The organism is Carboxylicivirga agarovorans, from assembly GCF_050589845.1.
Classification (GTDB): Bacteria; Bacteroidota; Bacteroidia; order Bacteroidales; family Marinilabiliaceae; genus Carboxylicivirga; species Carboxylicivirga agarovorans.
The window spans coordinates 102,943-128,111 of record NZ_JBNGPA010000009.1; the positions used below are offsets into that span (position 1 = coordinate 102,943).

Sequence of the window (25,169 nt, forward strand, 5' to 3'; positions counted from 1 at the left end):
TGTCATACGGCAATTGAGGCAATAAGTTCATGTAAATTTAACGCAATGCCGATTGAATAGTTGAACGTGTCAATTCAATCAGCTCATTGGCTTCATCCTGGTACTGCTCTGTTTCAATTGGTTCATGTATAACCATCTGAACACTACCGGGCATCAGGTTTAATCCTTTGTTGTATACTTTATGCGTATCCACTATTGTTACGGGTAATATGGGCAAACCCAATTCAAAGGCGATTTTAAAAGCTCCCTTTTTAAAATTACGCATCTGGTTAGAACCGCTGCGTGTGCCTTCTGGAAAAATCACAACAGAAGTACCGTTTTGCAGTTTGCGCTTTGCTTCTTCTATTGACTTCATGGCTGCCCTTGGTGATGAACGATCAAGGAAAATATGCCCCACCTTATGACTGGCATAACCAATCCCGGGGGCATGACGCAATTCCTTTTTCATTATCCATTTGAAATCTATTTTCAACCACCCATAAAGAAGAAAGATATCGTAGCCGCTTTGATGATTGGCTATGATAACATATGATTGCTTCTCATCAATATTTTCACGCCCTTTTACCGATACCAGCATTGGCGTCAGATAACCCGTAACTCTTGCCCATGTCGCACCCCAAAAACTTCCGGCTCGAGGACTAAGCAATATTGAGAAACTGGCTGCCAGGAATGAAAATAAAAAACTGGCGACAATAAACAGAGGTATAAAAATAAAAAACTTATAAGGCTGATAAAGCCAATAGGCAAACTTCTTCATTATGTAACAATCATCATTTTAAACAGTTAAAGATTACAATCACTTAATAATTTATAATCTTTCAAAACAGCATCATCTAAATGAACTAAATGGCTCTTTATGTTTTGCTTGGCAAATTGACAAAAGCAAAAATAATTAAAGAGTCTCATGCTACAAAACAAAACTACTTCATCAGAGTAATCACATTACTTATATTTGCCCTCTCCATAAATCGTAGTTTCATGCTTGTAATATCAGAAGACAATTGTATTAAGTGCAAAAAGTGCGAAAGTGTATGCCCGGTAGAAGGTATAGATATAGACAATAAAAGCGTAGCCAAAGATTGTATTAAATGTTACCATTGCAGCGCCATATGTCCACGCAAGGCCATTGGTGACAGGCACACAACAGGCCACACATCGCAGAACAATATTCAACCTTACGATTTTGAATTACTGATGCAACAGCGACGTTCGCATCGAATCTTTAGTACGCAAGAGGTAGCTCCTGCAATATTGAAAGAATTTGTAGAGCACATGCGCTTCAGCCCTACAGCCAGCAACCTGCAGAGTTTAAGGTTTACCGTAATTACCAACAAGAACAAATTAAAAGAAGTCAACGACTTAACCATCCAAACCATCAGCAAAGCCTACCGTTCTATCAACTGGGTCACGAAGCCCTTAATTGCTTTATTGAAAGGAAAAGCAGCCCTAAAAAAAATGGAACAGTCCAAACGTAAGTTTATGCGTAAAGCTGAATCGCGCAACGACATGATTTGCTATAATGCCCCTGCTTTAATTGTAATCCACAGCGAAAATATTCCCGTTGGCATGCCCTGTCATGATGCGGGCATCTGGACTGGTATGGCAACATTATATGCCGAATTATTAAACTTATCAAGCTGTATTAACGGCTATATTGTCAATGCTGCCCAAAGAAACAGCAAAATCAAGGAAGTATTACATATTCCCGGGAATAATGAGATCTACAGCACCATCCTGATTGGTTACCCTAAATTGAAATACGAGAACAGGGTTGATCGACCAATACCTAAGCTCCGGTTTATTGCCGAATAAAAGTGCAAGCTACAAATGCTCCCATCTGCTTAAGCCCTGCAGCTTTGCTAATATCTCAATGGCTTCACTTCGGCAGCTGCCGCAAAACTCCGGCTCTGGTGTGAAGCCACCACATACTTTTGGTCGTTCTGCTGAGTTGAAAATATCACATTGCAGATCATGAGTCAGGTGCGGGCACGGCACGCCACCTGCTTTCCCCCCCGGCAACTTGGGTAAGGGAGATGATATACTTGGCACGATACAACAGGCGCCACAATTCTCTCTGCACTCCATTTACTTTCCTTTTTAACGGCTGCAAAAATAAAGGTTTAAGAATTATAACTACATTAGAGTCGATAAATTATTACTATGAAATTTGACACTCCCCTGATACACGGTTATTTAATTAAACGTTACAAGCGTTTTCTGAGTGATATAAAACTGGATGATGGCAGCATTGTGGTGGCCCATTGTACCAACAGTGGCTCTATGAAAACCTGTATTGAAGAAGGGGCTGAAGTATACCTGTCGCCTGCCAAAGATCCTAAACGCAAAACGCGTTACACCTGGGAGATGATCAAACTGAATAATAAATGGGTTGGCATTAACACCTCGCACCCAAATTTAATTGCCTTTGAGGCTGTTAAAAACGGGGAAATCGACAAATTAGCAGGCTACTCTCATGTACAGCGCGAAGTAAGGGTAGGTAACAGCCGCATTGATATAATGGCGCAAAATGATCGGGAAACCTGCTTCATCGAGGTTAAAAATGTCACCATGAAAGATGGTGAATACGCCCGTTTTCCAGATGCAGTTACTACACGTGGCAAGAAACACCTTGACGAGTTGATACAACTCAAAAAAGAGGGTATACGGGCTGTTATGCTATATGTCATTCAGCGCAGCGATGTGTCTGTTTTCGCACCTGCCGGTGATATCGACCCTGATTATGCCAATACGCTGCGGGAAGCCTGGAAAGAAGGTGTGGAAATCATTCCTGTGAGAGTGAAGGTAACACCAAATGATATTGTTATTGATAAAGAGTTACCTTTTGATTTATCACTATAAAAGAACATATATTAGGATCTTCAGTTTGCGAATAATCATTCTAAATTATTTTATTAAATCATAATAAATCAACTTACCAACAGTTGTATTTAATAAAATGTCTATTTTTAGTACGACAATTTATTAAATCTATCCCAAAATGAAGAGAAAACTAACCTTTCTGCTACTATTGGTAGCATGCGTATCTGTATATGCAGAAAAATCACCTATCAAATTTGGTAAAGTAAGTCTGGAAGAACTTGAAATGACCGTTTATGAGCCAGACACATCAGCAACGGCAGTAGTACTTTGTAAATATGGATATTTTAATTCCAGTGACCTTACATACAGGCTTACCAGAAGAGTGAAAATTCTAAAGAAGGCAGGAACAGAATATTCTGAATACACATTTCCTGGTGGTGGTAATGTAACGATTCGGGGTAAGGTATATAACCTGGTTAATGGCGAAATAGAAGAAGAGAAACTCAAAAAAGAAAGCATTTTTAAAGAGAAGGTGACCGAAGATTACTATCGAATCAGGGTCGCCATGCCCAATATTAAAGTAGGAACAGTATTTGACATTGAAATTTCTCACCCGCTTTTACCGTCTGAGTTCGCATTTCAGGAAGACATACCTGTTAAACATGCGGAGGTAAAACTTGAAGAAGCTACTATTATCAGTTACCGTAAGCGCGCCATAGGGCATCGGCCAATTGTTCCAAAGGATAGATTCACTTATCAAATGCTTGATGTGCCTGCTTTTAAAAAAGAGGCCTACATGAGTTCTGTTGAAAACTACAAATCAAAATTTGAATTCGATATCTTAAATATATCAGCTCATAATTATGGTTTTTACAGCAACTATACCACTTCATGGGAATCAGTTAATGATCGCCTTGCCAGTGATAAATACTTTGGTCATGCCATAATGAATGGTTCATCCTACCTGACGAAAATTAAAAAAAGCATTGAAGCCAATTATACAAGTGATATAGATAAAGTGAAAGCAGCATACGATGCAATTAAAAAGATAAAGTGGAACGGCATCGAATCGGTATACAGCTCAAGCCTTTCACTGTCTACACTATATAAAGAAGGACAAGCCAACTCGGCTGAGATAAACATGATGTTAATGCAGCTACTCATGAAACTTGACCTTCCGGCTTTTCCTGTTGTTATCAGTACACGTGACAATGGTCGCCTTCACCGCTTTTACCCAAGCTACACCAAACTTAATTATATGATGGTCTGGACTGTTGTTGACGGCAAAGAGTATATCCTTGATGCCACAGAACCATTTCTTCCGTTTGGCATGTTACCCAAACGCTGCCTGAATCAATATGGACGACTGGTTACCAATGAATCAGGAAAATGGTTAGACCTTGATACTGACTTACAGGATAAGGATGTTATTATGTACGAGCTAAATGTAACAGACGACATGTCTATGGAAGGTCAAATAAATCAGTATCACTATGACTATTCAGCCTTTAACTTCAGAAAGAGCATGAACGAGTATGCCAGTAATGAGGAATACCTGAATACTTTAGAAAATGTTTATTCAGGCTTAACAATAAAAGATTATTCGGTTGAGAACATGGATATCCTCGACAAACCTGTTCAGGAGAAGTACATTGTCAGCATTAAAAACAAGATTGAGGTGATTAATGACATGGCGCTTATCAATCCATTCTTATTTGAAAAAATGGAAGATAATCCATTTAAAATTGAAGACCGAAAATTCCCCGTTGATTTCGCTTACAAAAGTGAGAAGTATTTGGTCTCAAGAATCAATATACCCGCGAATTATCAGTTTGAAGAAATTCCAGAACCTATCAAAGCAATATTACCCGATAAAACTGCTATGGTATTAATCAACTACCAGGCAGTGGGAAATACATTAACTGTGACTTACAGACTTAAACTTAATAAGCCGGTTTATACCGTTGAGGAATATCAGTACCTGAAATCTCTTTACACTGCCATTATTAATAAGCATGCCGAACCTATTGTAATTAAACGCATACAAAATGAAGCTTCACTATAATCTTATACTATTTTTATTATTACTTGTTGTCAATGGTGCTGCCGCAAGCGGTAACCTCAAATATCCTGTAGACGAAATACCCGAATCACTATTGGCAAATGCTCATGCAGTAGTCAGGTATCAGTCTTCAGCAACAGAATATTTAGGTCCCAACAGGATAGTAAGCAAACAAAAGATTGCAATTACCATCTTAAAAGAAAGTGCCCTTGAACTATCTTATTTTTCAGAAGGTTATACAAAATTGTTTAAAATAGAAAATATTGATGGTGCCGTATACAATAGTTCAGGAAAGCGCATAAAAAGAATCAAGCAGGAAGATATCATTGACCGAAGTGCTATCTCAGACATTTCACTCTTTGAAGACTCAAGGGTGAAATTAATCGACCCCAAATGCACCGATTATCCTTTTACTGTTGAGTATTCGTATACGCTTAAGATTAATAATTCATTTTTATGGCCAGGCTGGTCATTGTATAGTGGCATGAATGTTTCCGTTCAACAATCCGATGTTTCTTATAAGGTTCCCAGGAACTATAACTTCAGATATAAAGTATCCAATTTTGACCAGGAAGTAATAATAAGTGAGGATGAAGGCAGCAAAACATATACATGGAAGGCTGAAAACTATCAGGCCCCAACTTTTGAGCCTTTATCACCACCCGCTTCTTTGTGGGCCCCAACTATCCAGGTGGCGCCAAGTCGCTTTCAGTTAAAAGGCTACGATGGAAACATGGAAACATGGAAAGAATACGGAGATTTTTGTTATTCACTTATCGAAGGACGTGATAATATTCCTGAAGAAACCATCAACGAGATACGTGAGCTTTTTACTGATGAGATGACCGATTATGAGAAAATAAGTAAAGTCTATGAGTATTCTCAAAAAAAGAACCGTTATATCAGTATCCAGGAAGGTATAGGCGGGCAACAACCTTTTGATGCCAAAACCGTTGACCGTTTATCATATGGAGATTGTAAAGCACTGACAAACTATATGATGGCCATACTTAACCACTTGGGTTACAAAAGTCATTACACCATAGTTAGTGCCGGAGATGACAACAGCATGATCGATCCTGAATTTGTAGTCGATAATTTTAACCATGTGTTTTTAAATGTCGAACTGCCCAATGACACCATTTGGATTGAATGTACCAGCTCACATTCCCCTTGCGGATACATTAGTGATTTTACCGATGACAGAAATGTTTTAGTGGTAAAAAAAGGTGGCTCTGAGTTAATTAAAACACCTTCATACTCAGCTGCAGAAAACAGGCAAACCACCAGGGCAACCATCAACCTCGATGACGATGGTTATGCTGAAGCAACTGTAACAACCAGCTACTCGGGAGCCCTGTACAGCAGTCAATTCTGGCTGACAACAATAGATGAGCAGGACAGGAAAAAGCATATTACAAAGTCGATCGACCTACCAAATTTCAGGGTTGAGAAATATGAGATCGATGCAATAAAGAAGCGTCAACCGGAATTACACAAGAATATTGAACTTATTCTGCCCGATTTCGCTACAAAAATGGGAAAACGTTTGCTTCTTAAAACCAACAGGGTAAATGACTTTACAACCATTCCAGCCTATGCCAGAAACAGAAAAAGACCGGTATATATAAGGCATAATTATAGTGAATGCGACACCTTTGTATATAACCTGCCAGAGAACCTGCAGATCGAGTCTACACCTAAGGATGTAAGCCTGGATACGCCCTATGGAAATTATCGCTGCTCTATCAAAAAAGTTGATAAGCAATTAATAGTGCATCGCTACCTGGAAATTAGCAAAGGGACATATCCTAAAGAGGAGTATAATAGCTTCAGAGACTTTTTAGAGAAGATAGCAACAGCCGATAAAGCAACTACTATACTTACTCCAAAGACATAAAAAAAGAGGCTGTCCGAAGTTTAAATTTCTGACAGCCTCTTTTTTATTTATACTTTCAAAATATTGATTACATGCCTGTGTAAGTTAATTCGCCAGTAATTTTCATTGGTATCTCCATAGGAGCAGGCAACTGTGGTGATTCAACAGCCACATTACCATCAAGGTTCTGGTTGATCTTAATTTCAATGGGCCAGCCACTCTTAGCATTCACTTTTGCTTTAAAATCAAAATCACCATCCAGGTTGATATGCTGTGTCATACCCATTTGCTGCACAGTTTGCCCCTCTTTGGTTGCCATCACTCCCTTACCCGACAAGTTAACTTCCTCTTTATTCATCTCATCAACATTGAAATCATACTGATTATTGATTTCAAAAGGACTGATAATGGACTTATTATTGGACCATTTTGAACCAACCTTTACCTTTTCCTCCGGATAGATGATAAACATGTTGCTCAAATTACCTTTCATACTTTCATTAGAAAACTGGTTGGCCAACTGCTTCTTCATCATCTCAGCCTGTTGCGGGTTATCGCTGAAAGCTTCCACTACTTTCTCTGAAATGGTTTCAAAGCCTTTTACTTCCTGGATATTTCCTCTATCATCAAACTTTACCTGGAACAAATGGCCTACCATCAGGTCAAAAGTCTTATTCAGGGGATTGGTCTTATCTGCATCAGCATCATTCGAATCATAAGCCATATTCATCATTGGTCCCTCAAGCTTAAAAAGCATCGATTTAAAAACGACTTCCGATGTATACACATTGCCGTTTTTTTCCTTCACCGTAACAGTAATATCACCTCCCATCGTGGTTTTAACATTTTGGCTCATCCCCGCCACATTTTGTTCGATGGACTGGATAGTGCTTTGCTTTAAATGATAAGTTTGACCGACTTTAAGGTTATAGCGAAGTGCTTTTTGTGCTGTAACATTAAGCGATAATAAAATGGCTGCGGTGAAAAGCAAGACCTTAGTTAATCTCTTCATAATATTAGGTTTATAAATTATCGTTTCACGAAGCTAAGAAAAATTATTAAGGAATGCCTGTTGCTGGTCTTAGCTCTTGATATCCGCCTCTATTCTTCGGTCCGGATATATTTTTCTATCAATAACAAATTCTCATCACCCAATCCAAGCTCTTCCAACTCTTCAACGCCTTGCTGAATCAGGGTATCTCCTTTCAACTCCAGCTTAAAATGAAACGCGTGTGTTTCCCAGTTGCGGGCAGTGCAAAAGTCGAGGTTCTCAGTATAGGTATCATCTTTATAAGCCACCGTACCTCCACCTGACATATAGGCAATATTACTGCTATCTTTACCCTGCTTCAAATCGTGTAAAAAGAAGGCAAAATGTGTGGGAGTAATAATCTTGATCATCTCCTGCCCTTCAATCATGTTTGATGTCACCGAATCCTTGCTGTGGTAATCGGATGAAATCAACTGCCAGGTTCCCACAAATTGCTCAGGAAAGTCAGATTGAGCTTGTTTTTCGCAATTGCAGGCACTAATAAGCCCTGCTACAAGGACTAATAAAATAATTCTCATAGTTGTACATATTTTAAGGTTCGCCATAAAGATAATCAAGCTGATGTAAAATCAATGCCTATGGCAGTAAAAGACATGGTAAAGCTCAATAAGGGGTCTCACACATCTCAAAGTAGAAATTGAAAGACTATTTTTTGCAGATATGATGTACTATTGCTTTAGTTGAAAAAACCATTTAGATACTTTGACCGATAAAATTCACCATATCTTATTTATCAAAATAACAACACTACTCCCATTATGAGAGGTCGGTTAACAGATGTCCCTGCTTCGTACTATTTACGGGTCTTCTTCGGGATCAACCTCGCTGCCAGCGAGGTTGATCCGAAGCGGTTCCGAAGAAATACCGAAGAAGCCCCGAAGAACTACCGAAGGATTACCGAAGCAATTTTCAGTGAATAAGTTGATAAAATTGGATGTGGTCTACCTTGTGATATTGATTATTGTTAAGCAGCACGTTAATTAAAGCATTCTATTTAGAAAGGACATATTTTCAACCACCAATTACTCTAATTACTCAAGTTTTAATTCCGCATGGCAGAACTATTTGTGTTAATTGGTGAAATTTGTGGTTGTGTATTTTGCGATAAACGCAAAAGTGAAACTGCTTCTCAATCTCCTACTCCTTGCCTCTTTATCATGGCGGTGCTTATTGCACCTTGTTTATAACCGGCTTTAATCCGATCAGGTACTGGTATTCAACCCTGTTTTTATCATCATCCATGGTCATACCTATCAAAAAGTTATCAAGCATTGTAAATGCATAATCAGTGTAAATCCAATGAAGAAGATTATCCGGATCATCAGGGTATTAGTGGATCGTGTTATTTCTCTGCTTCCACCTGCTTCCTTGATGAATCTTTCCCGTCAAACAAACCAATTTTCTCCCGCATTCATCTATGTCTTCCCATCGCCGCCCCATGCCAGTTTGTTCTGACTCAGACGGAAGACAAGCCAACACACTGTCAAAACTTTTGTTATGAGTGGTAAAGTGTAATCTTTTGTTGAGTCATTGCTCTGAGCGATTTTTATGTATTATTGACACGTACTATTTATTCAGCGTGAGTTCCCTGATTTTCATCGATAATCTTCCAGTTTAAATTTACTTCTTTGTGGAAGTGTAGCTCCATTCATAACATCTACAGATATCAATTCCTTACAAACAAACCTGTTATCAACCAGACTATCTACTTTAGCGACTATCCTGACTTTCTGATTATTAGCAAGTAATTCTTTGTATGTAAAATGATTAAGACTCTTGTAATCTTCCGGTTTCAGATACAACAATAGCTTTTTTTCTTCGTCTGTCATAACATAAACATACGGAGCAACAAGCAAATCATTATCATCCAACAGTTTAATATAAACTGCGAAAACAGAATCTTCTTTCATGAGACCTTCATAGCCCACGCTATCCATTAAGGTCTTAAAATTAGCCAGTACACTATCTGGTTGCCCATAAAAATTTCCAAGCTTAAGCCATTCGTAATATAAGTCACCTTCAATTGTTTTTAGTTCTTTTTGTGGTATGCAACAAAACGTTAGAAGAACAATGACCATGAATAATAATCGTCTCATATATGAATAATACCTTCTCATAATTATTGTATTCTACCCTGGTATTGAAATATACCTCCATTCTGATTAGTGTTGAACTGCAAAGTCTCTTATCCTTTACCAGTTGCAATATATATTACATGACCATATTTTGGAGTTACTATTTCTATTTCGCATTCCTGTCTTTTTTGCAGGGTAATTTTGATTCCTGATTTCGTTAATGTTTCATTTTCACTTTTGGAAACTTCTTGTCCATCAGTATCGCACTGTTCATATTCAACTTTAACGATCATCTTACCGGTTGATAAGTTAAAATCCACCGACTTCCAATTCTCGCAGGGTTTTCCGCTCAAACTTGTATACCCTATCAAATAAAACTCACCATTTTGGAAGCGATATTTATCAGTAAATCCCCATTTCCAACTGCTACCACCATTTTGGCTAATGAGCAAAACTCCATTCTTTATTTCCATTTCCCCATAAGGATCTCCCATCATTCCTCCGTCCCGACTTCCATATAAGGCTTCATCAGATCTTTTCCATTCTTTCCAATGGTCCTTGTCGCGTTGATATATGATCAATACCCTGGGAACACTTTCAAAATCTATTTCAGGCTTTGTATTATAAGCAACTACCAATTCATTTATACCATCCTTATTCAAATCTCCATACACCGAATCTATGATCACATGATTTTCAGGTACAGTTAGAGTTTGTCCATCGACAAATTGAACGAATGCCAATAAAAAGGTCATTATATATATTCCAGTTTTCATATTGTGGTTAGTTAATCAACAACAACTTATCTGCTCTCTAGCATCATTATAAGGTTGGCTATTCCATACATACATTGCAGGCTAAGCTCACTTACTGCTTAAACTTAATCATTTAATTGGAAAGTAAGTCATTTGTCACTCTGCCAAATACATCTAAATAGTTAATGTTATGTTATTATACTTTTTTATATTTGCTTTCCTGATATGGGTTTAGGGAAAATAAATGTGAGAACCAATTTAATTGATAGTTAAAGAATGTATTTGTATAAGATATATCACAGACAAGTAATACTTCTAAATGTTTAGCTTAAACCTAAAGAATGAAAAACCTTACAACCATAATATACCTGCTTCTTTGCATTAATATCTCTTCACAAAACTTAGTAACTAATTATGGTTTTGAAAATTATCAGAGTATTTCTAAAGACCAGGGAACAATTAAAGTTGTTGATGACTGGTGGTCGCCATTTGGTGAAGCAAAATATTTTAACTCCAATAACAATTATAAGACGCCTTACAGGAAATATATTCCACCTGGTGAAGATGTCTATCAGTCAAATCCGGTGTACCCCTTCAAAGGAAAGGCCTACGTAGGGCTTAGTATGTCTGGAGTTATTGATTCAGATGAACAGGATTATTTAATGACGCAACTTTCTGAACCATTGCAAAAGGGTTTAAGCTATCGTGTTAGTATGTACGTAAGATTGGGTGAGGTATGGAAGTATATAGATTTTATTGGCGCTTACTTTTCAAAGAATGAATATAGTGTATCTAAAGATCAAACCATCTTCCATTACATTCCATATAAAAATGACTATGAAATTATTAAAAAAACAAAGCGTGGTTCTTTAATATTTAGAGAAGACACTCTTCAACTTCTAAATGATACGCTTAAGCTAAATAACAGGGATGATTGGGTAAAAATACAAGGAGAATACCTTGCTAAAGGTGGTGAGGAATATTTAACCATCGGTAATTTTAGTATCAATAGAAATGGTTTATTTAATAACAATATTGCACCTAAGGTAAAAAGTGAGTTTTACGACTACTACTATCACGACAATACTTTTTACTTTATCGACAATATCAGTGTATCACCACTGGAAATCAAAGATTCTAAAGTATATAAAAACTTTTCTTCGAATATAGTAGAAGAAGAAGCTATCATCTTGAATAATATTCTTTTTGACTTAGGAAAGGCCAGCCTGCAGCCACCATCATACCAGACACTGAACCTCCTTTTAACCTATATGCAGGAAAATGATCAATTAAATTTACTTATTGAGGGGCATACTGATAATACCGGAACTGAGAAGAAGAATAAACTATTGTCTGAAAACAGAGCTAAAGCAATAGCGGATTATCTTATTGCGAATAATATCGCATCAGATCGGCTAAAATCGATTGGTTATGGAAGTTCCAAACCAAGTCATGATAATTTGACTGACGAAAACCGAGCTAAGAACAGAAGAGTAGAATTTACTTTAACTTCCAAACAGTGAAAAAAGAAATTGAAGTTAAATAGTTTATCGGTTAATCTTTCAACTCCCGAATTCTATGGATAAGCAGTTTGACAGTTAAGCAACTTTTAATGAGATGAACCTATTACTCACTTATGTAAATTGAATCTTTAACCAGCCTTTAAATTACTTTATTCTTGATATTCCAACATGCCTCTCTCTGACATCGAAATGTATCTCACCAGTATTTTCGATAATAGCCAAGACATCATTAAAGTCATCGAAGCGTGGAATATAAGATGTAAAACGTTGTTCGAGTATAGCCTTATCAGTAACTGAAAATCCAATATTATATTCTAATGATAACTCTTGCAATATCTTTTCTAATCGTTCATCTTTGAAGACAAACAATCCTTCCTTCCAAGCCGTAGCTTGCTCAACATTAGCTACAGCGACATTAAACGATTGTTTATCTTTATTATAAGTGGCATGCTCATTAGGTTTGACAAAATGCTCATATCCCCCGTCCGAGATTCTAACAGAAATGCTCCCTTCAACAAGGGTCGTTATTATTTGATTACTGAAAGAGCGGTTGTATACGTTATAGGATGTACCATAGTTTTTTATTTCAATACCGTCTGCCACAACAATAAATGGCGAATGCTTATTGTGTGCTACTTCAAAATAAGCTTCTCCTTTTAAGTTTACTTTCCTCACTTCACTGTCGGAAAATTGATTCGGATAATACAGCTCTGATTGTGAATTAAGATAAACTTTACTCCCATCAGCTAAAATAAGGGTAAACTTCTTACCTATCGGTACTCTCAGTGTATGATACTCGACTGAGGCACTTTTATCCTGCAGTATCTCTTTTGAATAGTCAACCTCTGATTTGCTTGCAGAAACTAGTTCATTACTTACCACCAGATTCACATCTTCTTCTTTCGATAAATCATATGTTTTACCTGGATTTGAGATAAGTGTAACCTCCTCATTGGAAACGGCCGCAATTATTATTTCTTCGGCAGGCTGATTGATATGCTTTAACACCAAAACTGAAGATACGAGAGTAACGATAACAACGGCAGCATAACGCATAAAGAGGTTCATTGCATGTTTACGACTCAATTGTTTTCTGTTTGCTTCTACTCGCTTTAAAAACAGGTACCGCCTCTCTGACATATCAATGTCCGCACGTTTATTTTTAGTGAAAAATTCTTTTAGTTGTCTGTAGTATACAACATTATCCTGACTGTAATTCAACCAGGCATCCAAAAGTTCAGATTCATCACTGGTGATATTACCGGTGATACTTCTGCTTAATATTCTCCACTCTATATTTTTCATTTTTTATGCTTCTAATATTATGACACTTGGGCATTGAAATACAGTGACTAAAAAAAATATAAATTCATTAATAAATGTATAATGATCGTGATATTTACCCCTAATTCTGTCCTGATAGCTTTATAAGCCCGTTTTATCAAGGTACCGACCGTATTAATGGATACATCTAATTCTTCAGCTACATCTTTATATTTTTCACCATAAATAACACACCTGGTAAAAACCAATTTAGATTTTGGTGACAGTTTATCAATTAGCGCATGTACCTGCTTAACCTTCTGACTAAAAAGCTCATTTGGCTCATCATCTTGTTCGGCTAACAACATGGCTTCCATTACCCGGTCTTTGTGATTATCAACCACCCCCAGGTTGCGTAGTCTATTGAGTGACTTATTTTGCACAATTTTACCCAGATATGTATAAACACTTTTTACCTCATTAAAACGCTGTGGCTGTTCAATAAATGAAGTAAATACATCCATTACAATATCCTTTGCTGTCTCTGTATCCTGCAAATGATACTCAGCCACTCTGACCAGTTTTTCGAAATAAAGATCAAATAACTGTGCAAAGGCATTACTATTACCCTTTTTTAATTGATTTAATAGAATGGAGTCATTACTTTTCATTCACATTTCACTTTTCCCGATTGCAAAACAAAATTAAAAAAAAATGAGTTGCTGAATCAATACTCAGTTAATCATTCAAATGATAAAAAAATAGCTTTAAGCAGGACTCAAAGCTATTTTTTACTATTAACAAGCAATTATTCACCTGTATTTAGTCTTCGTGGGTTTTATTTAAACAACACTTTCAAAACGTGTTTATCATCATAGAAACGTTTAGCCAATTGTTGGATATCATAGGCCGTTATTTCATCAAATTGCTTGTGTACATCATCTTCTGATAGTTCATTTCCTGCCATATAACACGATAATGCATTATCACGGATCGCATTGTTATTTACTTCTTCGTTATCAAGGGTGCGTTTAATACCGTTTAACTCAAAATCAGATATAGGCGTTTCGCTAATGTCCTTAAACTGACTATCAATGTAATCCAGGTAAGGTACTACTTTACTTTTCTCAGTACCAAAATTAATTCTTAATTGTGCATAAGCTGTAGGCTGTGCGCTATACTTACTCGCCAGGTGTACATTATACAAACCACCTCGCTTGATTCTTAATTCTGTTTCGGCGCGTGACTTAACCAGTTTTTCAAGAAATTTTAAGGTCGCCATTTCTTTGTAGGATAAGGACTCAAACAAAGCGTAATAAGTATTGGTGCCTCCGACTAAACTTGTAGCAGGTACTTCTTGTCTCACAACATATTCTTCATCGTCAAAGTCAAGCGGATAGTGATTGATGTACTGTTCTTTTTCACCACCTTTATCTAATGAACCAAGGTATTTGATTAACATGGGTTTTACTTTTTCCACAGACATACTACCAGATATGTAATACATCCAGTCGTTTCCATGGTTGAATTTAGCATTAAACATGGCTTTCGATTTTTCGGCTTCAATGCTTCCAAAATAATCAGGATCTTGTGGTGAAAGGTTTTGTCGGTTGGCCAAAAATACCTCATTGCTAAACTCTTGCTCAGCCTGTGCCCGGTTCCTTTTTTGCATCAAACCTCTCAAGACAAAAGCCTGTGTTTGTGGCGCCAATGCTTCAATTGTCGGACCTTTTATATTCATTAACAATAGCTGAAGAAGCTTCTCGAAATCAGCATTGGCACATTGTCCCTGCACTTGCTCGTGCGTCTCGTGCATGGCCAATTGAAACTTTAGGTTATTCAATTCCTTATATGTCAAGATCGATTCATGGGTATTATTGCCGCATCCTAATACGCGATTATAATATGGTAATACCTCCGCAGCCGGCACATCGGATTCATCATAAACGGAAGTCCCCCCCGGACTGACTCCCAAGATATTCATCCCTGGCTTTTTATTCTGATTATAAACAATGGTTAAGCCATTGTTCAGTTTAAACTGCACCACTTCTTCGCTCAAGTGTTTTGAGTCAGCAATTTTACCTGATTGCGTCAGCAGCGAAGCATCAAACTTTGCCATCTCATGCTTTACTTCACGATAACGGTTGTTGGACTTGTCATTGACAATATCCATCACTTGATTTTTAGTCAGCACTGGGGCATTCGCAGGCATATTGGCCATGATAACCGTATTCTCCAATTGAAGATGGGCCTGACAGTATTTAATAAAATCAGCATTACTGAATTGCTTAACTGCCCGGTCGTATACACTCGAATAATCAGTGTAAGAATAATAGGGTTGTCCCCATATAAAACTATATTCCAGTACCATCTGATAATCAAAGTCTTCTTGTTTGGTTTTCCAATGGCGGTAATAATGCTTTTTCAAATTGCTCACTTCCTTATCCGTCAGTCCAAATTCCAACATATGGTGATATGCTGACATTATCTTTTTCAGGGCATCGTATTCGTTATTCGGTGTAGGCACCACAGATATTACCAATTGGCGATATCCAACCGGTAATGTCTTATATTCAACTTGCCCATAACGCATTAACGGGCTCTGCAAGCTCTGGGTAATTCTTTTATTAATAAAGGTCTTAAACAGGCTCCCGTATATCTCATTTTTAATAAACGTCTCTTTGTCGGCACATATTTTTTCCTTGTTACGGCTCATCACCGCAATGTTAGCCGACCTGATCTGCTTGTGCCTGTTTTCCTCAAAAACAACCTCTTCACTATCTGCACTTTCAAAAGGTGTAAATGTAGTGGCATTGTCAGCAGCTTTTACATTGCCAAATTTTGACGCTAATATTTTTTTAGAGGCTTCGATATCAATATCGCCCTCAATGGCAATCGCTATTGTATGCGGATTAAACCATTTTGTATAGAATTCTTTAATTCGATCAACTTCAATGGTTTTAACCAATTCCATATTACCAAGGTTATCCATTCCTGCATACGGACTATAAGCATATAATAGCTTTGAAACCACTTCTTGTTGAGGATTAACAGGTGCTTTACTTAACTTCTCTTCAACAATCACCTTGCGTACTTTATCGATCTCTTCTGGTATAAAATTCAGACCATACATCCAACCGTGAATAATGCTCAAAGCCTTGTCGTTTTGCTCCTGGTCATTTTTATCTATCTCCGAAATGCCATAAAGGATCTTATACTTATAAGTGGAAGCTATACTCTTAATCTTGTGTGTATCAAAAAACTCCTCGCAAGTACCCTCCAGGTTATTCTGAGAACACTGCACTGTTACGTGCTCAACAAAATGCGCCAGCCCTTTTTCATTATATCCTTCAATACTACTACCTGTTTTTTGCAACATGGTGTAGTTAATGTGCTCTGAATTCGTCTTAATCAGATAATAAGTGAGTCCATTTTCTAGAGTTCCCTTAACTATTTTATCGTTTACAGGCTGCGATGCCATCGACACCAGGGCTTGAATAGAAAGCACAATGCTCAGACCTATTTTTAAATACTTCATTATTTACTTATTTAAATAGTGGCTTTTCCACTTTTGTTGTATTCAACCCGAAATATGGATTAATCCACCGAATTGAACGAACTATTGAAAAAAAGAGCCCGGGTTATCATCCATCCGGGCTCATCGTATTGCAGTCAATTTAATTACTAGATTACAATGGCCTCTTCTCCGTACAGGCTGATAATTTTATCTTCTACTTCTTTAATCATCTCGACCTCTCGGGCTTTGTAAGCCTTTAAGTACTTATAAAATTTGGTCAATACCTCTTTACTGGTATCGCCTTCATCGTATTTATCCCATAGTACAATGCAAGCATCTTCGGTGATGGCCGTTTTGGCATTTTCAAGCATAATATCTACCGAACGGGCACCGCTCATAAAATGAAGCGGCTCTTCATCGGCATCGTACCAGGCATAAAAAGGATAGCCGGTAGCACCAAGCTCCTGAGCTAATGCCAGTGCTTTTTTGTCATAGCTAATATTCAGGGTGATACTAATGAACTCTTTGTTATAAAAATCGCCCAATACCTTTTTAGGAAACACCGCTTGCTTCATCTGGGCACAAGGGCCGCACCCGCGCATGGTAAAATCAACAAATACCCTTTTGTTTTCTTTTTTGGCCAACTCACAGGCCTCCGTAAATTTTAAGTCGTGAAACTTAACCCCTTGCGCATTAGCCATGGTTGCCGCCAAAATAACCATGGCAAAAATCATCATCTTCTTCATAATACGATACTTTGTGGTGCCGCTTACACGGCACCGTCATTTATTTTTTATATTTCCATTCCAATTAATTCTTCAAACAACTGCTGAGCCACCAGATAATTTGCCTGTAATTCCGGGTATTGAGCCAATAACTCGTCTTTATCTTCACGCCCTGAAAATTTAAGCCAACTAACCACTATATCATCCATAAAAACCCGAACTCTTCCCCCGGGAGTAGTTGGCCAAAAGTAAACCTGAGTAACAACAGGAAACCCCTGGCTATATACAAAATCCATAATGGCTTCATCATCTTGTTCAGCATAACCACCAGGGAAGTCAGCGGAAGGAAAAATGAACAATTGATTTTGTTCATCCGTATCGTAAAAATCACCCATTGTATCACTCCAATCCCATCTTATAAAATCACGGTTAGGATTAGCCTGAGCATATTTGCCATATAGGGGGGCAAACTCCAATGCCCAATCATTTCCATATTTTGGTTCCAGAATATTATCAAAAAGGATTTTTTCCATCATAACAGCCTCGAAATTAGTGGCGCGTCCCCATTTATCGAACAACAAAATGGTACCATCCTCCTGAATTTCCAATTCCTCATTGGCAGTAGATATAATGCTTAATGGACCTTCAACATAATAGGATTGACGCTCAAAAACAAGTTCAGCCACCCGTTGCCAACCAGTTACCGGATCATATTTCCAGTTATACTTTTCAACCATGCCCCCAATGGAGTCTGCCAGGATTAATTTTAATGGCGCAAATTCATTAGCGAAATATTCATTATTGCTATAAAATGACTTTTCAATAGCCTCTAATATAGTTACCTTTTCATCTTTTGACTTTGAACAATTTCCCACTGTTAAGTCCAACTTTTTACCTCCTGTATATTGGTAATCGGAGATATCTACATCGTCGATGACGATGACTCCATAATTTTGATTAAATACATACTTCAGGTGCTGAAGCGGGTCATCTGAATCGGACAAATCGTATTTCGGCTCAACAGGATCAAATTCCAGTTTATCTTCGTTACAGGCTATAAGAGAAAGTATCATACAACCTAGAAACAGTAATTGATATATTAACTTATTCATGTGTTTTAATTTTATGGATTCGTTTAATTAACAGTTTCACCAGGTCGTTCCGGTCGCACATGTCGCTCAATTTTGTCGTTAAGCTCAGTAACATCCATTGGCAACGATAAGGTGTAAGCAGGATCCCCTTCATAAAGGGTAAACACGACTTTACGGGTACCATCCTCCAATGGAAACTCGTGTGTTAACTCAGGCATACCCCATCGGCGCAAGTCGAACCATCTTATACCATCGAAACATAACTCACGATAGCGTTCTTGTTTAACAGCCGTTAAGGCATCTCCACTAATGGCAGGTACTTCTGATTCAAAGCGAGCAGCCCTTAGTTTATTTAACTCAGCAATGGCATCACCTGAAGTCATGGCCAACGCTTCCGCCTTATTTAGAAATGCCTCTACACTGCGTATATTGGAGAAGAACACTGTATGCTTATTAATATTTTCAGTAACTTTTGATAAGTTGTTCTCTCTATCAAAAAATACAATTTTTCTTAGGTCTCCTGTTTCGTAACTTTCGACTAAGGCTGGTGATGGAACATAAGCACCCGCTGCCGAACCAGTGGTATTATAAGTAAAAGCATTAGCCTGGAAACCATTGAAATGGGTGAATAGTATCTCTGAGTTGCTTTCATTGATAAAGTTGGGAATATCAATATCTTCAAATACATCAACAATGGTATCATTCTTTGCTAAATGATCCGATAAGTTATAGAAGGTTTCCAACTGTTCCATTTTATCGGCATATTCAATCACCTTAGTGAATTGCTTGGTCGTCAGAAAAATACGGGTAGCCAAAACACAGGCCGCTTCGTAATTAGGACGATAGATGGTGACTGCTTCAGTACTTTCAGCAAATTTGTCAACACTCCGCACAATGTTCTCAATCATCAAATCATACACCTCTTTATGAGTCGATCGTACATACAACTCATCAGCAATACCTGTGTTCGTATTAATGGGCACACACTTGCTTTGGGCAGCCGATGCGGCATCCACATAGGGCGTTCCATACAGGTTGGCCAGGTAGTAATAATACAAAGCTCTGTAGAAATAGATCTCACCGTACAAACTGGCCATCTCACTCTCCGTTCCGCTAACGGATTCAAGCTCTTTCTCTATGGCATTACACAAGACAATACCGGCATAAAGCTCTTCATACATCTTATCTTTAGCCTCGGCATTGTTATAATCATATTCAACACTTTGCTGCCAGGCATAAAAACCAAAGGTCTTCACCCGATTATCTTGTTCGGAATTTTTCACCTGATAGATGGAACTCACGTTATCCGACATTAATTCCACATTGTTATCAAGAGGAACCTCCCCCTTAATCAGCTCACCATAGATGAGCTCTTTAAAATGATGTGGTTTTGTTGGCACAATTAAGTCTTGTGATGTTTCTTCCAGGAAATCACCACATGAGACCAATGCCATTGCCGTTATGATATATATAAATAGTTTTTTCATTTCTTAATTGATTAGAGTGTTACATTAAGTGAGAATGAGTAAGAAGGCATGGACGGCAATACTCTTTGGCCTCCCAGCTGCTCTGGATTTTGTCCATTTAGTTCCGAATCGGCAATAAAAAACAAGTTACTGCCTGTAACACTGCAGCTCATAGCTTGTAAACCTATTTTTTGGCAAAACCGCTCAGTAAACTGATAACGTAAACTCATGGTGTTACACTTCAAATAATCGCCTGACACCACCCGGTGATTACCTTGATTATACATTTGCCAGTAGTTCTGGCCAACGATGAAATCACCTGAACGATCGACCATTAAATTATTATCACTCAACACCGGAATATCAGTGATTAATTCATCCCCGGGCTTTTGCCATCTGTTAGCAAACTCGGACGACATGCTTTGCTCGGGCAATGGTAAAATACTGTTTGTATTATCGTACAAATCAAACAGGCGAATTTTATTCCCCATGGACAAGGTGAAAGCAGTTGAGAAACTTAATCGTTTATATCTCAAGTTCATATTCAAGCCTGCTACTGTAATCGGCTCGCGACGGCCACTGTATACCAAAGCCTGGTTAATGGCCTCTTCCTGAGTATTTACCAAAGCATTGCCTTCTTCATCATAAAACACCTGCCCACCAAAAGTTGGTAAACCTTGATTATCAAGACCTGCAAACTGATAAGAATAGAAACTATTGACGCTACTTCCATCTTTAATTAAGCCACCGTTAAGGTATGCCTGATAGTCATTCAGGTTAGGATTACCGCTATCGGTCACCGTATTTTTATTATAACCTGTATTTACGCCTAAACTCCAACTAAAGTCCTGCTTCTGAATCAGATTCATACTCATGGTTAAATCCCATCCTTCATTCACAATAGTACCTGAGTTCATGGCAAAACCGGTTGCACCATTGGTTGGTGTGACTCTTCTTCGGATAATCTGATCTTCACCTTTCTTGTAGTAATAGGCATAAGACCCCATGATAAAACCATTAAACAATGCAAAATCAGTCCCGATTTGATACGAACGGGTGCGCTCCCAGCTTAGGTTTGGATTAGGATATTTTGAAAGCAAAGACAAATACTGTTGTGAAGTCGCATCTAACGAACCAACACGTGCAATCATACTAGGGGTTTGTTCATCACTGACATTCCCCTGGTAACCATAGGAGCCCTTTAAGCTTAATCCATCAATAAAGCCAATAGTCTCCTTTACAAAGTTTTCCTGGGCAATGTTCCAACGACCTGAGACGGACCAAACAGGCAGAAAGCGAGCGTTTTGATCCTGCCCAAATCTGTTGGAGCCATCGGTTCTGACATTAAAATTAGCGATATACTTGTTTTGAATACTATACCTTAGGGTACCATAAAAAGAAAGGGTATTATTTATCGTATTACTAATGATCGGCCTGTTATTAACCAGGTAATTACGATAGGCTTCATATTCCTCCGGCACATTGGTAACAAACTTCATTCCCCGCTCGGGGTAATAGCCAAACAACTTTTGCTCAAAACCCTCGTATTTTACACTTCGCACTTCTGTTCCTAGCTGAATATCCAGGAAGTGATTATTAAAGTTCTTAGTATAAAGAAAGGCTCCCCTGGCATTTAAGGAGGAGGAAGTTGGTTTTTTTGAATACAACTCGCCTCCAAAAGGATTTTCAACAGTTAGCTTATGTCCATCAGGGATAGGCTCACCATAGGGTACCTGCCTTTTTCCTGTAATGTAAAATGAACGGTCATTAGCCCACTCCTCCAAGTCAGTTATACTCGTATTATACGAAAACAGTCCGCTAAATTTAAAATCTTTATTAAACTGATAATCGGCATTAAAGAGAGTATTGATAACTGTGGTAGTTTGATCAGAACCAGTATTGTTAAGTTCATTCATGATATTGTAATACACATATTGCTCGTTTTCGACTACTGCATTAGTACCTGGATAATAATGTAAGGTCCCATCGGCATTGTGTAATGGTATTGCACGTGAGGTATAACGGGCATAGTTGGTCAAATCAACCGACGAATGAGTGCGTTCGGTATTAGTAAAAGACGAATTTAAGCCAAATCCTACTTTAAACTTATCTGTAATGTTGTAATTAACTTTCAAATTGGCCGTATAGCGCTTTGAACTTGTATTTAGCTGAATACCCCGATCATCGGCAAAACTTACAGATGAATAATAATTTGATTTACGATCTCCGCCGCTAATACTTACATTATGATTTTGACTGAATGAATTATTCATTAAGTGACCTAACCAGTCGGTGTTACTGCCTCGCAGGTAATCCACTTGTTTATTAAACTCATCATAGCTCAGTTCTTTATTATGCAACTGTTTCCACAACAGTTCATATCCAATCTCCGGATTGACACTACCGGTATAAGACAAGCCACGATTAACGATTTCTTCAGATACGGCCACACGCTGGGCAGAATTCAATACCTTATAATCGTCGTAAGTCGGCGCCTGGTTAACGGTTAAGTTAGTAGAGTAGTTCACGTTCATTTTTCCGGACTTACCTTTTTTGGTTGTAATAACCACCACACCGTTGGCCGCTTTCACACCATAAATGGCAGTAGCAGATACATCTTTTAATATATCGATACGCTCAATATCCGATGGATTTAAAAAGGAAATGGCATTACCCACTAAGTTAACCTGATCTAAGCTATTTAACTCGGCATTGGTAATTTTCACAGGATCAGTCATGATGACGCCGTCTACTACCCAGATTGGTTCCCGGTTACCCAGAATAGACGATGAACCCCTGATACGGATTTTAGGTGTAGCTCCAGGAGTAGAAGAGGCATTTAGAACCTGCATACCAGCCACTTTACCCTGTAACATTTTATCAATTGTTAAACCAACTGGTTCCAATGCTTCTTCAGCCTTAAGGCTCTGCACGGTTCCGGTTAACTGTCGCTTGTCAATTTTTTCATAACCGGTTACCAGCACCTCACCAAGGTCTTGCATATCCCTCACCAGCTCCACATTCACCATTAATTCATGCATTGGCACTAAAACTTCCTGTGTTTCCATACCAATAAACGAAAACTGCATCACCACTTCCTTTTGCTCAATCTTAAACTGGTATTCACCATTGGCATCAGAAATGGTTCCCAATGAACCATCCTGTAAAGTAATATTAGCACCTGGCACCGGCTCTCCGTTTTCATCACGGACCACGCCGACAATTGTTTTGTACCTTCCCGTTTGTTTCTTTCGAATTGAGATGGTTCCACTCTTAAACTCATAAGTAAGGCCAGTATCTTCAAGTACTTGATCTAAAACAGTTCTGACACTTTTATTAGTCACATTAAGCGTAATGCGTCCTAACTGCTCCACATCTTCATTTCGATAGATGATGTATATTCCTGACTGTGAACGTAACTCATCAAAGAATACCTGAGGCCTTACATTTTCTAATTTTATACTCACCTTGACTTCATCAAGCCTATCCTTTTTATCTTGAGCGAACAAAGAAACTGAACTGATGCAACTATGCACAAGCATAAAGCATATAATTGCCCAGAATCTAAGCTGCGTTTTATTGTATAGTCTATTTTTTTTCATTGATCTCTTTTCAGTAATTTCTTTCGGATGGCAAAGGTATATTTTCAGGTTAAGCCAATTAGAATATCATTGAAACAACCTGAAAACACACAACTACACTATAAAATTGATTTTAGGTATTTAATCACACTCGGATTATTGGGTAACATGCCGTTAAATGCTTCGGTTTTCATTTCAGGTGAAATAATAATTGCCTTTGGCACATATTTGGTCTTATAAACGTATTTGAACGATTGGTTATATGGTTTACCCAATCCTTTTTCATAATCAGCATCGTACCATAAATTCACAATATCAGGCATATGCATCGTGGTTAATAAATCTTTCCATTTTTTATCAGCCGGCGTCGTACAAACATTAATGAATACCACATTTTTCTTTTTAAACTTCTCAGCCAACATCTGCAGGTTCGCCAATTGATCGCCTGATTGAGAATTGTCAAAGTCCCAAATGTGTAAATAAATATATTTGCCTTTAAAATCGTATAAATTCACATACTCTCCTTCAGGATTCATAAAAGAGGCATCCTCACAAGGGGTACCTTTAATATACATCGAAATAATCTGATAGCGCTGCAACAGTTTAGCAGCATAATAACTCTTGCTAAAATAGTTGTCACCCATTACTTCCCTGTATTTTTCAATAATAGGTTCAATAAAAGAATAACGATACGGTGAATATTCTTCATATAATTTCGCATCAAAGCCAATATTCACTTTACCAGGTTCCATTAAGTCGAAAATCTGAGCATACATGTCTAATTCCGCAAAATTGACTTCAGACTCCAAATCCCTTACCTCTTTTTGCAGTCTACTTTGTTCCAAAAAATTACCTGAGGCCTGCATCTTATCCTGTGCAGTTTTTAATTTTTTTGATGCTGCCACAACACCTGTGTTATCCAATCGATCTTCAAGCGATGTAAAAACATCATAGGTATCTGAATTCAATTGCTTGAATCGACCAATTGCGCCTGCTCTCATACGTCCACTCAATTCAATGGTTGTATTATCCACATAGAAGAAACGATTCCAAAAGGCATCTCTTTTACCATCATCCACACATGAGAAATACACAAAGCACTTCTGACCATCTGTATCCGCATTAATCTCAATACTAAAACTGCCATTGTCTGTCATGGCTTCACCCAGGCACTTACGACCTTCAAAGTCGTAAATTAACACTTTACTTTCTTTCATCCCTTTGATGGTTCCCTTAACGGTCACGGGTTCCACCTTTGCATAAATAAGATTTGCACTAAGCAGCAAAGTCAATCCTATTGCCAACCTTTTCATTAATTTAATCTTCATAATTTTCATCTATTAATTTAATCACACTAATTA

At 37.9% G+C, this 25,169-nt stretch carries 19 protein-coding genes; 5 read left to right on the plus strand and 14 right to left on the minus strand.

The window, feature by feature from the left end:
* Nucleotides 1-37: 37 nt before the first annotated feature.
* Entirely contained in the window at nucleotides 38-757 is a 720-nt protein-coding gene (locus ACRD69_RS11590) for a lysophospholipid acyltransferase family protein (RefSeq protein ID WP_430815252.1), read from the minus strand.
* A gap of 221 nt (nucleotides 758-978) precedes the next feature.
* Between ACRD69_RS11590 and ACRD69_RS11595 the strand changes: the two genes are divergently transcribed.
* Nucleotides 979-1,812: a nitroreductase family protein gene (locus tag ACRD69_RS11595; protein ID WP_430815253.1), complete on the plus strand. Its 834-nt coding sequence runs from the start codon at nucleotides 979-981 to the stop codon at nucleotides 1,810-1,812.
* Between the two features lie 9 nt (nucleotides 1,813-1,821).
* On the opposite strand, the gene ACRD69_RS11600 is transcribed toward ACRD69_RS11595, so the two are convergent.
* Nucleotides 1,822-2,085, minus strand: a complete 264-nt coding sequence (locus tag ACRD69_RS11600; protein ID WP_430815254.1) for a YkgJ family cysteine cluster protein — start codon at nucleotides 2,083-2,085, stop codon at nucleotides 1,822-1,824.
* Between the two features lie 75 nt (nucleotides 2,086-2,160).
* Between ACRD69_RS11600 and sfsA the strand changes: the two genes are divergently transcribed.
* From sfsA to ACRD69_RS11615, 3 genes are all read left to right on the plus strand, one after another.
* Nucleotides 2,161-2,859: a DNA/RNA nuclease SfsA gene (gene sfsA, locus ACRD69_RS11605; protein WP_430815255.1), complete on the plus strand. Its 699-nt coding sequence runs from the start codon at nucleotides 2,161-2,163 to the stop codon at nucleotides 2,857-2,859.
* 139 nt (nucleotides 2,860-2,998) lie between these two features.
* Nucleotides 2,999-4,885, plus strand: coding sequence for a DUF3858 domain-containing protein (locus ACRD69_RS11610; protein ID WP_430815256.1), 1,887 nt, complete (start codon nucleotides 2,999-3,001; stop codon nucleotides 4,883-4,885).
* A complete protein-coding gene (locus ACRD69_RS11615) occupies nucleotides 4,869-6,782 on the plus strand; it encodes a DUF3858 domain-containing protein (protein ID WP_430815257.1) in 1,914 nt (637 codons plus the stop codon). Before ACRD69_RS11610 ends, ACRD69_RS11615 begins: the two co-directional genes overlap by 17 nt.
* A 67-nt stretch (nucleotides 6,783-6,849) precedes the next feature.
* On the opposite strand, the gene ACRD69_RS11620 is transcribed toward ACRD69_RS11615, so the two are convergent.
* The 4 genes from ACRD69_RS11620 to ACRD69_RS11635 all read right to left on the minus strand — a co-directional run bounded on the left by ACRD69_RS11620 (nucleotide 6,850) and on the right by ACRD69_RS11635 (nucleotide 10,663).
* Nucleotides 6,850-7,773, minus strand: a complete 924-nt coding sequence (locus ACRD69_RS11620; protein WP_430815258.1) for a DUF6263 family protein — start codon at nucleotides 7,771-7,773, stop codon at nucleotides 6,850-6,852.
* A gap of 89 nt (nucleotides 7,774-7,862) precedes the next feature.
* Nucleotides 7,863-8,330, minus strand: coding sequence for a hypothetical protein (locus tag ACRD69_RS11625; RefSeq protein WP_430815259.1), 468 nt, complete (start codon nucleotides 8,328-8,330; stop codon nucleotides 7,863-7,865).
* Nucleotides 8,331-9,407: 1,077 nt separating this feature from the next.
* The gene (locus ACRD69_RS11630; protein WP_430815260.1) at nucleotides 9,408-9,908 is read right to left on the minus strand and encodes a hypothetical protein; all 501 of its coding nucleotides are present in this window, start codon (nucleotides 9,906-9,908) and stop codon (nucleotides 9,408-9,410) included.
* A gap of 89 nt (nucleotides 9,909-9,997) precedes the next feature.
* Nucleotides 9,998-10,663, minus strand: coding sequence for a hypothetical protein (locus ACRD69_RS11635; RefSeq protein ID WP_430815261.1), 666 nt, complete (start codon nucleotides 10,661-10,663; stop codon nucleotides 9,998-10,000).
* 320 nt (nucleotides 10,664-10,983) lie between these two features.
* Here ACRD69_RS11635 and ACRD69_RS11640 point away from each other — a divergent pair, with 320 nt between their 5' ends.
* Nucleotides 10,984-12,165, plus strand: a complete 1,182-nt coding sequence (locus tag ACRD69_RS11640; protein ID WP_430815262.1) for an OmpA family protein — start codon at nucleotides 10,984-10,986, stop codon at nucleotides 12,163-12,165.
* Nucleotides 12,166-12,309: 144 nt separating this feature from the next.
* Here the strand turns inward: ACRD69_RS11640 and ACRD69_RS11645 are convergent, their stop codons facing one another.
* The 8 genes from ACRD69_RS11645 to ACRD69_RS11680 form a co-directional block, all read right to left on the minus strand.
* Nucleotides 12,310-13,470: a FecR family protein gene (locus tag ACRD69_RS11645; RefSeq protein WP_430815263.1), complete on the minus strand. Its 1,161-nt coding sequence runs from the start codon at nucleotides 13,468-13,470 to the stop codon at nucleotides 12,310-12,312.
* A gap of 47 nt (nucleotides 13,471-13,517) precedes the next feature.
* Nucleotides 13,518-14,099 carry an RNA polymerase sigma-70 factor gene (locus tag ACRD69_RS11650; RefSeq protein WP_430815264.1) on the minus strand — a complete coding sequence of 194 codons (582 nt, stop codon included), beginning with the start codon at nucleotides 14,097-14,099 and terminating at the stop codon, nucleotides 13,518-13,520.
* 167 nt (nucleotides 14,100-14,266) lie between these two features.
* Nucleotides 14,267-16,966, minus strand: coding sequence for a M16 family metallopeptidase (locus ACRD69_RS11655; RefSeq protein WP_430815265.1), 2,700 nt, complete (start codon nucleotides 16,964-16,966; stop codon nucleotides 14,267-14,269).
* A 146-nt stretch (nucleotides 16,967-17,112) separates the two neighbouring features.
* The gene (locus tag ACRD69_RS11660) at nucleotides 17,113-17,691 is read right to left on the minus strand and encodes a thioredoxin fold domain-containing protein (protein WP_430815266.1); all 579 of its coding nucleotides are present in this window, start codon (nucleotides 17,689-17,691) and stop codon (nucleotides 17,113-17,115) included.
* A 47-nt stretch (nucleotides 17,692-17,738) separates the two neighbouring features.
* Nucleotides 17,739-18,782 (minus strand): hypothetical protein, encoded by a 1,044-nt coding sequence (locus ACRD69_RS11665; RefSeq protein WP_430815267.1) that lies wholly within the window; start codon nucleotides 18,780-18,782, stop codon nucleotides 17,739-17,741.
* A gap of 23 nt (nucleotides 18,783-18,805) precedes the next feature.
* Complete coding sequence (locus tag ACRD69_RS11670) at nucleotides 18,806-20,248, minus strand: RagB/SusD family nutrient uptake outer membrane protein (RefSeq protein ID WP_430815268.1); 1,443 nt, start codon at nucleotides 20,246-20,248, stop codon at nucleotides 18,806-18,808.
* A gap of 11 nt (nucleotides 20,249-20,259) precedes the next feature.
* On the minus strand, nucleotides 20,260-23,829 hold the full coding sequence (locus ACRD69_RS11675) for a SusC/RagA family TonB-linked outer membrane protein (RefSeq protein WP_430815269.1): 3,570 nt from the start codon (nucleotides 23,827-23,829) through the stop codon (nucleotides 20,260-20,262).
* Between the two features lie 98 nt (nucleotides 23,830-23,927).
* On the minus strand, nucleotides 23,928-25,136 hold the full coding sequence (locus ACRD69_RS11680) for a peroxiredoxin family protein (protein ID WP_430815270.1): 1,209 nt from the start codon (nucleotides 25,134-25,136) through the stop codon (nucleotides 23,928-23,930).
* Nucleotides 25,137-25,169 lie beyond the last annotated feature (33 nt).